At 71.1% G+C, this 13,769-nt stretch carries 10 protein-coding genes; 6 read left to right on the forward strand and 4 right to left on the reverse strand.

Translation table 11 applies throughout. The features are described from left to right. Nucleotides 1-47 precede the first annotated feature (47 nt). From ACFXGJ_RS11060 to ACFXGJ_RS11070, 3 genes are all read right to left on the reverse strand, one after another. On the reverse strand, nt 48-1,733 hold the full coding sequence (locus tag ACFXGJ_RS11060; RefSeq protein WP_378618961.1) for an alkaline phosphatase D family protein: 1,686 nt from the start codon (nt 1,731-1,733) through the stop codon (nt 48-50). Between the two features lie 182 nt (nt 1,734-1,915). Then, nucleotides 1,916-2,776 carry a Fic family protein gene (locus tag ACFXGJ_RS11065; protein WP_378618964.1) on the reverse strand — a complete coding sequence of 287 codons (861 nt, stop codon included), beginning with the start codon at nt 2,774-2,776 and terminating at the stop codon, nt 1,916-1,918. Continuing rightward, nucleotides 2,773-4,188 carry a putative nucleotidyltransferase substrate binding domain-containing protein gene (locus ACFXGJ_RS11070; protein WP_378618967.1) on the reverse strand — a complete coding sequence of 472 codons (1,416 nt, stop codon included), beginning with the start codon at nt 4,186-4,188 and terminating at the stop codon, nt 2,773-2,775. The genes ACFXGJ_RS11065 and ACFXGJ_RS11070 overlap by 4 nt, the downstream gene beginning before the upstream one ends. Nucleotides 4,189-4,391: 203 nt before the next feature. Between ACFXGJ_RS11070 and ACFXGJ_RS11075 the strand changes: the two genes are divergently transcribed. The 6 genes from ACFXGJ_RS11075 to ACFXGJ_RS11100 all read left to right on the forward strand — a co-directional run bounded on the left by ACFXGJ_RS11075 (nt 4,392) and on the right by ACFXGJ_RS11100 (nt 12,115). Further along, entirely contained in the window at nt 4,392-5,909 is a 1,518-nt protein-coding gene (locus tag ACFXGJ_RS11075; RefSeq protein ID WP_378618969.1) for an amino acid permease, read from the forward strand. Beyond that, the gene (locus ACFXGJ_RS11080; protein ID WP_378619038.1) at nt 5,906-6,769 is read left to right on the forward strand and encodes an urea amidolyase associated protein UAAP1; all 864 of its coding nucleotides are present in this window, start codon (nt 5,906-5,908) and stop codon (nt 6,767-6,769) included. The genes ACFXGJ_RS11075 and ACFXGJ_RS11080 overlap by 4 nt, the downstream gene beginning before the upstream one ends. Continuing rightward, nucleotides 6,766-7,416, forward strand: a complete 651-nt coding sequence (locus ACFXGJ_RS11085; RefSeq protein ID WP_378618971.1) for an urea amidolyase associated protein UAAP2 — start codon at nt 6,766-6,768, stop codon at nt 7,414-7,416. The genes ACFXGJ_RS11080 and ACFXGJ_RS11085 overlap by 4 nt, the downstream gene beginning before the upstream one ends. Continuing rightward, a complete protein-coding gene (locus ACFXGJ_RS11090; protein ID WP_378618973.1) occupies nt 7,416-9,434 on the forward strand; it encodes a 5-oxoprolinase/urea amidolyase family protein in 2,019 nt (672 codons plus the stop codon). Before ACFXGJ_RS11085 ends, ACFXGJ_RS11090 begins: the two co-directional genes overlap by 1 nt. Before the next feature lie 141 nt (nt 9,435-9,575). Beyond that, nucleotides 9,576-11,570, forward strand: a complete 1,995-nt coding sequence (locus ACFXGJ_RS11095; protein WP_378618976.1) for an MFS transporter — start codon at nt 9,576-9,578, stop codon at nt 11,568-11,570. After that, nucleotides 11,567-12,115 (forward strand): TetR/AcrR family transcriptional regulator, encoded by a 549-nt coding sequence (locus tag ACFXGJ_RS11100; RefSeq protein ID WP_378618980.1) that lies wholly within the window; start codon nt 11,567-11,569, stop codon nt 12,113-12,115. The genes ACFXGJ_RS11095 and ACFXGJ_RS11100 overlap by 4 nt, the downstream gene beginning before the upstream one ends. On the opposite strand, the gene ACFXGJ_RS11105 is transcribed toward ACFXGJ_RS11100, so the two are convergent. Continuing rightward, the gene (locus tag ACFXGJ_RS11105) at nt 12,112-13,764 is read right to left on the reverse strand and encodes an FAD-dependent monooxygenase (RefSeq protein WP_378618983.1); all 1,653 of its coding nucleotides are present in this window, start codon (nt 13,762-13,764) and stop codon (nt 12,112-12,114) included. The genes ACFXGJ_RS11100 and ACFXGJ_RS11105 overlap by 4 nt on opposite strands. Between the last annotated feature and the right edge of the window lie 5 nt (nt 13,765-13,769).

A 13,769-nucleotide genomic window follows, 5' to 3' on the forward strand; every position in this document is an offset into this window, starting at 1 on the left:
GCCGCGGCCTGGGGGCGCCCCGGCCGCGGCCCGCGACGCGGACTGACTCACGCCGGTTCGATCACCGCCTGCCCGGCGGGTGTCCGGAACGACTTCGACGTCGTCACACCGGAATTCGGGTTCAGTTTGTCGACCGCTCGGAACTGGAAGCGGGCCTCGCCCGCATTCACGTCGAGCAGCCCGTAGCCGTGGCTGACCATATCGGCGTGCTTGACGTGCGGATTGTGATCGCGCCGGTTGACCTCCTCCGCCCGGGCCGCACCGGTCGCATCGCTGCTGCTGGTGTAGCCGCCGTCGGCGGTGTTCGACGACGTGACGGACGGGACCACGAACTCGACCCCGGCGCGCTTCGTTCCGGGCGCGTTGACCTGCTCGCCGCTCGACGTGCCCGGCGCGAAGCCGGTGTCCCACAGCTCGCCCGCCCAGCCGTCGTGGTCGTCACCGGTGACCAGGACCATGTTCTCGACGGATGCGGCCGCGGTGGACAGGATCTCGGAGCGCTCCGCGCCGTATCCGTCCCAGGTGTCCATGTAGGCGCGGGTGCCGTTGTCCGCGACCACCATGCCCATCATCATGTTGGCGTTCGCGACCACCTTCCAGCGCGCGTCCGATCCCGTCATGCCGTCGAGCAGCCACCGCTTCTGGGTCGCGCCGAGCAGGGTGCGACCCGGTGCGTCCGCCTCCGCGCAGAGGATGTGGTCGAGGGAATCGCCGCAGGCCTGCCGGTCCCGGTACTGCCGGGCGTCGGGCGCGAACAGTTCCACGGTCCGGCCCACCCGCAGCGACCGGTACGTCCGGGTCGGGTCGTCGGCGAAGCGCGGCACGGGCATGTGCTCGAACCACGCCTTCCACGCCCACTGCTTCTTCTGCTGGAATCCGATCGCGCCGTCGACCGGCGAGATCACCGGGAAGGTCCACCCGTCTTTGGTGTAGTTGTTGCGGAACTCGTGGTCGTCCCAGATCGGCAGGAAGGCGTGCCGGCTGTGCATCAGCTTCAGGTTGTCGTCCGTGCGGTATCTGCGGTACTTGTCCCGCATGCCGTCGAGCCCCTGCGGGAACGCGTTGGTCTCGACACCGCGGACGCCCGGCTTGGTGAAGTCGTACACGTAGTCGCCGAGACACACGACGAAGTCGAGGTCCTCCTCGGCGAGATGCCGGTGGGCCGCGTAGTAGCCCTCTTCGAAGCCCTGACAGGTGAACCAGCCGATGCGGACCGGCTCGTTGGAGTCGGCGGGCCTCAGCGTCCGGAAGCGGCCGACCGGCGACTCGCCCCCGTCGCCGCGGAACTGGTAGTAGTAGGTCTCTCCCGGTGCCAGCCCGGTCGCGTCGAAATGCACTGTGCCGTCGGCGTCGTCACGGACCTGAACCCGCTCGGCGAGGACCGGCGACGACAGGTCCTCGCGGGTGGACACGACCAACGCCAGCTCGCCGCCCGGTCCCGCGGCGCTCCCCGAGCCCAGACTGCCCGTGCCGAGGCTGCCGGCGCCGAGACTGCTGCTCCCCGAGCTCCCGGCGCCCACTCGCGTCCACAAGGTCGCGCCGTCGGTCCGCGGTACGCCCGCCATCACCCCGTTGCCGAACTCGGGGTTCCGGACGAGTCCCGGCCCGGCGTCCGCGGCCTGACGGAGAACCGGCGTCGCGTTCGCAGCAGCGGGCAGCATTGCGGCGCCGCCGAGGACGGACAGGCCGGTGAGGAAGGCACGACGGGACACGTTCCGCGGCGGGAAGGGCATGGGGCAACCTCGGGTGTGTAGGGATGCGGGCTGCGATGACCCTACATACTCTTGTTACCCGCCGGTTGGAATTACGTAACCCAGGTGAACGCCAGGTGGCGTACGCGTGGGCCGGCGGCGAGCTCGCAGGATTCGCGAAGGTGACCCTCGACCGAGACGTTCCCGTGGGCGACCGCAGCGGCCTAGCACGACCAGGCGCTGGTGTGGTCACGACGTGTGACCAGTGAACGGAGCAACAGCGGGATCAGTGGCCGAGGCGACGGCGCGCCGGTGCGGCGGAACGGCGCCGAGTCGCGCGATGCGGCAACCCATTCCGTCGCGGTGACGCTCGACAGGTCGAGCCGGTGGCCGGTCGAGGCGGCGAGCTGGTGCAGCAGCAGGGTTCCGGTGCGGCCGTTCCCCTCCCGGAACGGGTGCGCGTGGTTGTAGAGGACGTAGACCGCGGCCAGCGCATAGGCCGTCCGGCCGCGGTCGGCTCGATGCCAGTCGGTCGCGGCGATCGCGATCTCGACCTCTCGCAGATAGCCCGGGATCGCGGCGACCGGCGCGAAGGCGTCGCCGTTCTTCGACAGGTCCACGATCCGGGTCTGGCCGGCCCAGCCGAACACGTCCTGGAAGACGTGCCGGTGCAGGGCGTGGACGTGGTCGGCGTCGACGGATCGCGCCGGCGGGGGCGGACCGAGGTGCCGCTGGAGCAGGCGCGACGCGGTCGCCGCGAACTCCACCGACCGCAGCTGGGTGGCGTCGCGGAGGCCGAAGCTGTTGCGCAGCACCGTCGTCCCACGTACCAGGTAGGGCTTCGGCAGCGACAGTCGCCGGCGGCGGGCGACCGGCAGCGCGGTGGCCGCCGCGAGGTGGCGGGAGAGGTAGGTGCCGTGATCGAGGTCGTCGCGCGCGAGGGCGACGAGATCCGCGACCTCCTCGCGCTGCGGACGCCAGCCCTCGAGCCGTTCGGCGGCGACGGCCTGCTCCACCGCGTGCGTACGGTCGTCGGACAGTCCTGCGAAGAGGTCCGGCCACCGCAGCGCCGGTCGCTCGGTCACGACGGCGGGCCCGTGTACGCGAGTTTGCGTTGCACGCCGGCGATCTCGCGAATCGCGTTGGCGAGCAGGCTGCGACAGAGCGGGGTCAGGTCGTGCAGGGTCACCACGTCGGTGGGCTGGTCTCCGCGTTCGAGCTGTTCGCACTGGTGCCGCAGCCGGATCTGAGCCAGCACGTCGAAGGACTCGGCGAGCACCCTGGCGTCGTCCTCGGGCAACAGTCCCGCTGAGGCGGCGGCCCGCAGTCGTGCCGGAGTCGCAGCCTCGACCGATTCGGCCGCGAGCCCGGCCCAGCGCGCGATGTTGACGATCGGCATGACGCCCTGGGCCTTGAGGTCGACGGTATCGGTGCGGCGGGTGAGAATCTCGCGCAGCGAGTGCATGCGCGCCTTGTCCTCCACGGCCTCGCGCAGCAGTAGTCGGCTCGCGTCAGGAGAGGCGCGCAGGCGGTCCGCCGCCGCGGCCGCGAGGTCGAGGTCGGCCGGTCCCGTCGCGATCCGGCTGTCCGCGAGCAGCGAGATCATCACCACGCCCTGATCGGTGTACGGGTCGGCGAGCCATCCGTCCAGCGCGGTCAGCCAACCGGATTCGGGTCGAGCGAATCTCGGGCGCGAGGCGAGCGCGCCCTTCTGGTCCGCCCGGAAGCCGCACTCGTCCAGTAGCCCGTGCACGCGTCCGGCACAGGTGAGCGCGGCCTGCCGGACATCGGGTCCGTCGGCGGTGTCCGGCCACACCATCGCGCTGTCGACGTCGGAGCCCGGCATCGCCTCACGGCGCGCGACACTGCCGAGGGTCAGCCACGCGGCGGCGCAGAGGCTGTCGTCGCGGACCATCCGCGCGGCGCCGGCGACGGCAGCGTCCATCAGCACCGACAGGATCGCACTCACGTCCAGTGCGGCCACCCGGGCGCGCCACAGGCCCACGATCAGTTCGGGCACCCGGGCCGCGGCGGCCGTCATTTCGTCCGGATCGGTGGCCTGCGCGATCGTGCGGCGCAGCACGAATCCGCCGCGCGTGGCGGTGGCGAGCAGGTCGGTGTCCTCGAGAACGCCGAGGGGCTCGCCGCGGGCGGACAGAACCGGCATGTGTCGCACCCCGTGCTCGAGCATGTCCATCAGCACGTCGGCGCCGAGACGGTCGGCCGGGACGGTCCGGGCCGGTGCCGTCACCGCCACGCGGACCGGTGCCGCGGTGTCGAGGCCGGCGGCGACCACCCGTCGGCGCAGGTCACCGTCGGTGAAGATGCCCCACTCGCCGTCGCCGAGCGGAACCAGGACGTGACGGCGGCCGGCGGCGGTCATCGCCTGCGCCGCGTCCTTGACGGAGGCGTCGGGGGAGCAGCACACCGCGGGCCCGCGCAGCAGCTCGCCCGCGGGCCGCATCGACGGATCGCGCACGACGAGCGGTTCGGTCATGGCACCCATCCTGGCAGGGGTGCGGGCCTCGGTGGGGCCGACCGGCTCTGTGCGGAGGCGGCAATGTGGGCGTAACGAATGACATTGAGTCGCAACGGAACGGCGTCAAGTCGAAACGTGCGGGACACCCACCGGGAACGGCGGACCAGAAAACTGTCAACTGACAGGAAACCTCGCTGACCGCCCCCCTCGCAGGAGAGCCCATGACGACCGTGGCACCGAAGCCCAGCGACGACAACGATCTCGCCGATTTCGGCTACGAGCAGCAACTACATCGCTCGCTCGGGAAGTTCGCCTCGTTCGCGGCGGGCTTCTCCTTCGTCTCCATCCTCACCACGATCTTCCAGTTGTTCGGCCTCGGCTTCGGCTTCGCCGGCCCGGCGTTCTTCTGGACGTGGCCGTGCGTGTTCCTCGGCCAGTTCATGGTCGCGCTCAGCTTCGCCGAACTGGCCGCGCGGTACCCGATCTCGGGTGCCATCTACCAGTGGTCGCGGCGGATGGGCGGCGAGATAGTCGGCTGGTTCGCCGGTTGGTTCATGATCATCGCCCAGATCGTCACCGCCTCGGCGGCGGCCATCGCCCTCCAGGTGGTCCTGCCGAATGTGTGGAGCGGATTCCAGATGGTCGGCACGGACAGCTCGTTGACCTCGCCCAGTGGGGCCGCCAATGCGGTGCTGCTCGGTTCGGCGCTGCTGGTCGCGACCACCGCCATCAACTGCGTCGGCGTGAACTGGATGTCCCGGATCAACAACATCGGGGTGACCTGCGAGATCGTCGGTGTCATCGCGGTGGTCGGGATGTTCTTCACCCACGCCCAGCGGGGACCGCAGGTGGTCTTCGACACCGGGGCCGCGGGCAGCGAACCCGGCTACATCTGGGCCTGGATCGTCTCCGGCCTGATGGCCGCCTACGTCATGGTCGGGTTCGGCTCGGCGGGCGAACTCGCCGAGGAGACCCGCAACCCGCGCCGCGTGGCGCCGCGCACCATCCGGTTGGCGCTGTCGGTCTCCGCGCTCGGCGGCGGCCTGATGATCGTCGGCGCGCTGATGGCGGCGCCGAGCCTGACCGACGGCCGGCTCGCGGCCGAGGGCCTGCCCTACGTGCTGACCGCGATCCTCAGCTCGCCGTGGGGCACCCTGCTGCTGGTCGACGTCGCGATCGCGGTGTTCGTCTGCACCCTCGCGATCCAGACCGCCGCGTCCCGGCTGATGTTCTCGATGGCCCGCGACGGCCGGCTGCCCGCATCGGGCGTGCTGTCGAAGGTCAACGGCCGCACCGGAACCCCGATCGCACCGTCCGTGCTCATCGGGGTCGCCTGCATCGCCGTGCTCGCGGTCAACGTCGGCAACTCGGCGATCTTCACCACCCTCTCCAGCGTGTGCATCGTGCTCATCTACCTGGCCTACCTGATGGTGACGGTCCCGCTGTTGCTGCGCCGGTTGCAGGGCTGGCCGCGCGGCGGAGTCCAGGTCGACGCCGAGGGCAAACCGCTGTTCACGCTCGGCCGACTCGGTGTCCCGGTCAACGTCGCCGCCGTGCTCTACGGGGCCGCGATGGTGGTCAACCTCTCCTGGCCGCGTGCCGAGATCTTCAACCCCACAGGGGAGTTCCCGATCCTGCAATGGGCCGCACCGATCACGGTCGCCGTGGTGGTGCTCGCCGGAGCGCTGTGCTACCCGCGCGGCAAGACCGTCCCCAACCCCGTCACGATTGGAGCCTGACAGTGACCCCGACAGCCACCGACAGCAACACCGCCACCACGGCCGCCGCCCGCGAGCACGCCCGCGCACAGGCCGGCGCGATCACCGACTCGATGCCCGTGCTGCCCGCCTCGCGGTGGCCGGATCCGCCTGCGGGCGTGTCGGCGGAGGCGTTGACCTGGGCAGAGACGGTGCCCGGCGGCCGCTACACATCGAAGGTGCTCGCGCGCGGAACTCGGGTCCGGCTGCGCGATCTCGACGGGGCCGCCTGCGCGAACCTGCTGCTGTACCGGGCCGACGCGCCGCACGAGCGACTCAACGTCGCCGACACCGTCAAGGTGCCGTGGCAGGCCTACCTGGGTGTCGGGCACCCCCTGCTCTCCGACCAGGGACGGGTGCTGGCCACCATCGTCGCGGACACCTCGGGCCGGCACGACGCGTTCTGTGGGACCACCAGCCTGGCGACCAACACGGCGAAGTACGGGGCGGGCAGCGTGCACTCGGGTGCCCCGGCGGGACGCGAGTTGCTCACCCTCGCCGCAGCCAAGCACGGCCTGACCGCGCGTGACCTGCCCCCAGTGCTCACGTTCTTCCACGGCGTGCACGTCGAGCCCGACGGCACGCTCACCAGCACCGGGACCGCCGGTGCCGGAACGGAACTCGAACTGCTGATCCACCTGCCGGTGATCGCGCTCGTCGCCAACACCGCGCACCCGCTCGATCCGGCCCCGAACTATCCGACCACCTCGCTCGAGATCCTGGCGTGGACGGCCCCCGAGGACCTCGGCGCGCTGCCCAACGACGACCCCGAGTACCTACGGGCCGTGCTCAACACCGAGGACGCCTGGAACGCCGCACGTTTCGGAAGGGATGCCCGATGACCACCGCAGTAGAGACCCTCGCGCTCGTCCCCGGCACCGTCGTCCTGGACGAGACTGTCGGCGCCCGCGGACCGTGGTCCGGCATCCTGCGCGCGGGCGACGTGATCACCATCGTCGACCTGCACGGAAACCAGGCCGTGGACACGCTGTTCTACGCCGCCGACGACCACGACGTGCGGTACTCGGCGGCGGCCACCGTTGCCGCGCAACGCAATCTGTTCCTCGCCGCCGGAAGCGTGCTGCGCTCGGACGACGGCGCCGCCCTCGTCACGCTCGTCGCCGACGAGGTCGGCGGCCACGACACCGTCGGCGGGGCCTGCTCGCAGGAGTCCAACACGCTGCGGTACGGCCACCACACCAGGCACCAGCACGCCTGCGTGGAGAACTTCCTGATCGAGGGAGCCAAGTGGGGCCTCGGCAAACGGGACCTGGTCTCGAACGTCAACTTCTTCATGAACGTGCCGGTCGACGCGGACGGCACCCTCGGCATCGTGGACGGACTGTCCGCACCCGGGAAGCGACTCGCGCTGCGGGCCGAGATCGACACCCTCGTGCTGGTGTCGAACTGCCCCCAGATCAACAACCCCTGCAACGGCTTCGACCCCACCGAGGTGCGAATGGTCGTCACCCGGCCCGAGGAGGCGTGATGACGACCGTGACCGTGCAGCGGCCCGGCATGCTGACCACCGTGCAGGACTGGCCCGGTCGGGTCGGGTACTGGCAGATCGGCGTGCCGCCCTCGGGCCCGATGGACGACCTGTCGTTCCGCCTCGGCAACGTGGCACTCGGCAACGAGGAGGGCGCGGCCGGACTCGAGTGCACCATGGCAGGTCCCGCGCTGCGGTTCGAGGACGCGACCACCGTCTGCGTCACCGGTGCCCCCGCCTCGGTCCGGGTGAACGGGCGGTCGGTGCGCACCTGGGCGCCGGTGGACGTGCCTGCGGGCGGCGTCCTCGACGTCGGTGCGGCATCCGGCCCGGGCCTGCGGATCTACGTGCTGGTCCGGGGTGGCCTGACCGTGCCCGACTACCTGGGCAGCGGAGCGACCTTCACGCTCGGTCGCTTCGGCGGTCACGAGGGCCGCACCCTGCGGGAGGGGGACGTGCTCACCTGCGGTGGCGGCCCGTCGAATCCCGCTGCCGCCCAGCCCGTCCCGATGGAGCACGTCCCCGTGATCGGGGGTCGTTGGGAGATCGCGGTCACCGAGGGCCCGCACGGGGCGCCGGAGTTCTTCACCCGCGAGGACATCGACACCCTGTACGCCACCGACTACGAGGTGCACTTCAACTCCGACCGCACCGGCGTGCGGCTGGTGGGGCCGCAGCCCGACTGGGCGCGCGGCGACGGCGGCGAGGCGGGCCTGCACCCGTCCAACATTCACGACAACGCGTACTCGGTCGGCGCGTTGGACTTCACCGGGGACACCCCGATCCTGCTCGGTCCCGACGGGCCCAGCCTCGGCGGCTTCGTCTGCCCGGTGACCGTCGTCTCCGCCGACCGCTGGAAGCTCGGTCAGCTCAGCCCGGGTGACGCGGTCCGGTTCGTGCCGATCCGGGCGGAGCGCGCGGCCTCCAGAAGGCAACTGGGACTGGGCCGTCGCGCCAGCATGCCCGCCGTGTACGGCGCGGGCGGCGACGCGGACGACGGCGTGATCGCCCGGCGCGACGGGGTCACCGCAGTGACCTACCGCCGCTCCGGCGACGACAACGTGCTCGTCGAGTACGGGGACATGACCCTCGACCTCGGGCTCAGGGCCCGGGCGCACGCCCTGCACCAGCGGCTCGAGGCCGAGAAGCCGGCCGGGCTCCTGGACCTGACGCCGGGCATCCGGTCCCTGCAGGTGCGGGTGGATCCCGACGTGCTGCCGGTGCCGACGCTGATGGGGCTGCTGGCCGAGGCCGAGTCGCAGATCCCGGACTCGTCCGAACTGGTGGTGCCGAGCCGGACCGTGCGAATGCCGCTGTCCTGGGACGACCCGTCCACGCGCGAGGCGATCAAGCGGTACATGCACGGCGTGCGTGCGGACGCACCCTGGTGCCCGTGGAACATCGAGTTCATCCGGAGGATGAACGGATTGGATTCGGTCGCGGACGTGTTCGACACCGTCTTCGACGCGGACTACCTGGTGCTCGGACTGGGCGACGTGTACCTCGGAGCGCCGGTCGCCACCCCGCTCGATCCGCGACACCGCCTGGTGACAACCAAGTACAACCCGGCCCGCACCTGGACGCCGGAGAACGCGGTGGGGATCGGGGGCGCGTACCTGTGCATCTACGGCATGGAGGGTCCGGGTGGCTACCAGTTCGTCGGGCGGACCACCCAGGTGTGGAACCACCGGCACCCGCAGGGGTCCGGACCGTTCGAGGACGGCACCCCGTGGCTGCTGCGGTTCTTCGACCGGATCTCCTGGTATCCCGTCGAACCCGACGAGTTGCTCGAGCTGCGGGCCGAGACCGCGGCTGGCGGGTCCGGCGGCGTCCAGATCACCGACGGCAGCTTCTCGCTCGCCGAGCACGACGAGTTCCTCGCCGCGAACGCGGACTCGATCGCCGCGTTCCGCGCGACCCAGGCGGCGGCGTTCGCGGCCGAGCGCGAGGCGTGGTCCGCGGCGGGCGAGTTCGCCCGGAGGGCGACCGAGTCGGTGCCCGGGGAGGCGGCCGCGTGAGGCCGCCGGGACGGCCTGACGGGACGTGAGTGCCGGTGTGTGCGGGGTCGCGAGTCGAATTGTCCGGCTTGCGCTGCAGGGGTGAACGCGTGTTCACTCCAGGGTGAACGCCCATTCACCGCCCGCCCACTGGAGTGCCACTTGTCGACCCATTCGAAGCCGTCGACCCCGACCCGCCGGGTGCCGAGCACGGTGCTCGTCGCCGTGCTGTGCATGTCCGGCACGGTCGTCGCGCTGCAGCAGACGCTGATCATTCCCCTGCTGTCGGACTTTCCCGCCATCCTCGGCATCGACTACACCAGCGCGTCCTGGCTGGTCACCGCCACGCTGCTGACCGCGGCGGTGGCCACGCCGATCGTGTCGCGGCTGGCGGACATGTTCGGCAAGCGCCGCATGATGGTCGTCTCGCTGCTCACGATGGTGCTCGGTTCGGTCATCGCGGCGGTCGGGGCGACCTTCCCCGCGATGCTCGTCGGCCGCGGCCTGCAGGGGTTCGCGTCGGCGCTGGTGCCGGTCGGCATCGGCATCCTGCGCGACGAACTGCCCAAGGCGAAGGTCGCGGGCGCGACCGCCATGATGAGTGCGACGCTCGGCATCGGCTCCGCGCTCGGCCTGCCGCTGTCCGGCCTGGTGTACCAGCACTTCGGGTGGGAGGCCATCTTCTGGCTGTCCGCGCTCGCAGGCCTGTTGCTGCTGGTCGCGGTGCTCGCGGTGGTGCCGGAGTCCCCGGTGCGCACCCCCGGCCGATTCGACGTCGGCGGTGCGCTGCTGCTGTCGGTGGCGTTGACCGCGCTGCTGCTGGGCATCTCCAAGGGCGGCACCTGGGGCTGGGGGAGCGAGCCGACGATCCTGGCGCTGGTGGTCTCGCTGGTCGCCTTCGCCGTCTGGTTCCCGTACGAACTGCGGGTCAACCAGCCGATGGTCGACCTGCGGACCTCCGCTCGACGGCCGGTGCTGCTCACCAACATCAGCGCGCTGCTGGTCGGAATCTCGATGTACGCCAACATGCTCTCCACTACGCAGCAACTCGAGGTGAGCACGGTGACCGGCTACGGGCACGGCCTGACGGTGTTGGTCGCCGGCCTGTGCATGATGCCCGCCGGACTGATGATGGTCGTCGTCGCGCCGATCGCGGGACGGCTGATGGGACGGATCGGTGCCAAGCGCACTCTGGTCCTCGGCGCGCTGGTTCTGGCCGCCGCGTACACGCTGCGGATCTTCCTCACCGGCTCGGTCCCGTTGATCGTGGCGGGCGCGATGCTGGTGACCACCGGCACCGCCATCGCCTACGCGTCGATGCCGATGCTGATCATGGGCTCGGTGCCGATCACCGAGACCGCCTCGGCGAACGGTCTCAACGCGTTGCTGCGCTCGGTCGGCACGTCGGTGTCCAGTGCCGTCATCTCCGCGGTCCTCACCGCGGTCACCGTTGAGGTGGCCGGCCACGTCTTCCCGTCGCTCGGCGCTTTCAAGATCATTTTTGCGATTGCCGCCGTCGCGGGTGCCGCGTCCGCGCTGGTCGCGGCGTTCATCCCGCGTGGGCCTGCGGCGTCGGTGGCCGCGCCCGCGCCCGTGCCCGACACGGCGGCGCAGGAGGCCGGTGTGCCGGAGGAGTTGGTCGTCAGCGGCACCGTTCTGCACGACGACCTGAGGCCGATCAAGCATGCGGTGATCACCGTGCTGCGGACGACCGGCGAGCCCGTGGACTGGAGCCGAGCCGACAACACCGGCGAATTCTCCGTGGTGCTGCCTGCTCCGGGGCCGTACCTGGTGATCGCCAGCGCGGACGGGTGGGCGCCGAAGTCCCAGGTGCTCGACTTCGACGACGCGCACACCCGGCAGTTCGTGGTGCTCGGCGAGCGCCTCCGACTGGGTGGGCGCATCACCGAGTCGGGGTCGCCGTCGGAGTCCGCCCTGGTGACCCTGGTCAAGGCGAGCGGCGAGTTCGTCACGTCCGCGCGCTGCGACTACGACGGTCGCTACGAGTTCGCGCTGCCCGTCACCGGCAGATACCTGCTCACCGTGCTCGACCACGGGCGCCGGCGCACCCTCACACGGCAGATCCTCGTGGGGGCGCAGTCCGCGGTGATCGACCTCGACCTGGCCGACGACCGCGATCCGGTGAGAACGCCGTGAGCGGCACGACGACCCGCGACGCGGTGATCGAGGCGGCGCGTGAACTGTTCGCCCGCCGCGGCTACACCGCGACCACCATCAAGGACGTCGCGGTCCGGGCGGGCTGCTCGCCCGCGATGGTGATGAAGCTGATGGGCAGCAAGGCCGGCCTGCTGGCCGCCGCGGATCCGTCCGAGCAGACGCTCGACGAGGCGGCCGGGAGCCGGGAACCGTTGGGATACGGACTGGTTCGCCGCCTCGTCGAGCGCCGAGACAACGACGCCCCCGAACCGTTTGCGACGGCGCTGATGCTGATCCACGAGTCCGCCGACCGGGAGGCCGCGCGGGCGGACTACGAACGCCGTTACGTGGCCGCGATCGCCGAGCGGATCGGCGACACCTCGGCGGACAAGCTCAAGTCGCACCTGGTCCTCGCGGCACTGCTCGGTCTCGCGGGCGGAACCCGCACGATGGGTCTGCTCCGATCGGACCTGATGGACAGCGAGGAGCTGATCGAGCGGTACGGGGCGCTGGTGCAGGCGATCGTGGACGGTCCGGACGGCTAGGGTCGCGGGCGCAGGATCCCGGCCAGGTGTTCGGCGAGACCGTCGACGGTGATCGCGTCGCTGCGGTAGCCGAGGTAGCCGTCGGGCCGGATCAGGTAGCCGGCGAGGCCGTGCGGCCGGTAGCCGTCGGCGAAGTGCCCGGCGTTGTCGCGCAGCGTGATTCCCGATGCGTCGGGCAGTCCCGCGGCGACGAGGACGTAGCTGCGCACCTGAGGGCCGAACCGCTGCTCGACTGCCGCCGCGAGGTCGCGTTGCCGCGTCCACGCCGCCTCGTCCTGCGCCCACAGCAGCAGCGTGTGTCCGGGATGGCGCAGCAGCTCGTGCAGTCGCGTGCCGAAGGCGGTGGTGTCCTGGCCGAGTTCGGTTGCGTCCGGCGCCCGTTCGCCGGGCCGGGGCCCGCCCTCGCCGTTGCCGGGGGTCATGGTCTCGCCGACCAGCGGGCTGTTCGGGTACGCCACCAGCAGCTGGGCCTCGCGTGCCATCGCGACCTGGGGGTCGGTCTCGTCGGAGCCGACCCCGCCGGCGCGGGCGTGACGTACGGTGCGCCCGACCACCTCCTCGCCCACGGGATGCCGCTCGAGGTGATAGCTCTCGAGCAGCCCGTCCGCGGCGTGTCCGCGCACGGCCAGCGCCAGCTTCCAGCCCAGGTTGGCGGCGTCCTGGACGCCGGTGTTCATGCCCTGTGCGCCGGTCGGGGGGTGGATGTGCGCGGCGTCGCCGGCGAGGAACACCCGGCGCCCGCCGTAACGCTGCGCCAGCCGGTGACTGATCCGGAACACCGACGACCAGCGCATCGTGTGCGCGGTGGTCGGCTGCGGTGAGAGTCGGTCCAGGACGGCCTGCACATGTCGCAGTTCCGGTGCCCTGCTGCCCTCCAGTCCGTGCGCGACGTCACCGGAATCGGCTGGTGCGCTCGCGAGCTCGTCGGGAACGAGCATCGAGATCCGGTAGCGGCGATCGCCCGGAAGCGGGATGCACACCAGCAGGTCGTCGGTGACGCCGTCGCTCTGGTGCAGCGAACGCACCCCGAACCCCGTCGGCATGGTCCAGTCCAGCTCGACGTCGGCGAGCATGTACTCCTCCGGGAACGCGTCGCCCTCGAACCCGAGGCCGAGACCCTTGCGGACCACGCTGTGCGCGCCGTCGCAGCCGACCAGGTAGCGCGACGCGATCGTCGAGCGTCCGTGTGTGTCGCGGACGCTGGAGACCACGTGGTCGTCGTGCTGGTCGAACGCCGCGAACTCGGTACCGCGGCGCGGGGTGGCGCCGTGCCGCGCGAGGGCCTCCGCGAGTACCCGTTCGGTCTCGTACTGGGGCAGGGCGGCGAAGCGATACGGCACCTGGCTCGGCAGCGACAGCTCCATCGTCGCGGTCCGGACGCCGTTGACGTACACCAGCTGTCCGCGCATGACGGTGGCGGCGTCGAGGGCGGGCCGGACCACACCCATCGCGTCCCACAGCTCGAGGGTGCGGGGCTGGATGCCGACCGCCTTCGCGTACGGGGCCCGTTCGGTGAGCCGGTCGACGACGATGACGTCGATGTCGCGGCGGCGAAGTTCGAGGGCGAGCGTGAGTCCGACCGGACCGGCGCCGACGATCAGGACGTCGGTGCTCGTATGCGGAACCTTCGGATCGACGGCCGAGGTCATGAATC

This window comes from Rhodococcus sp. NPDC059234 (genome assembly GCF_042754225.1).
In the GTDB taxonomy this organism is placed as follows: Bacteria; Actinomycetota; Actinomycetes; order Mycobacteriales; family Mycobacteriaceae; genus Rhodococcus_G.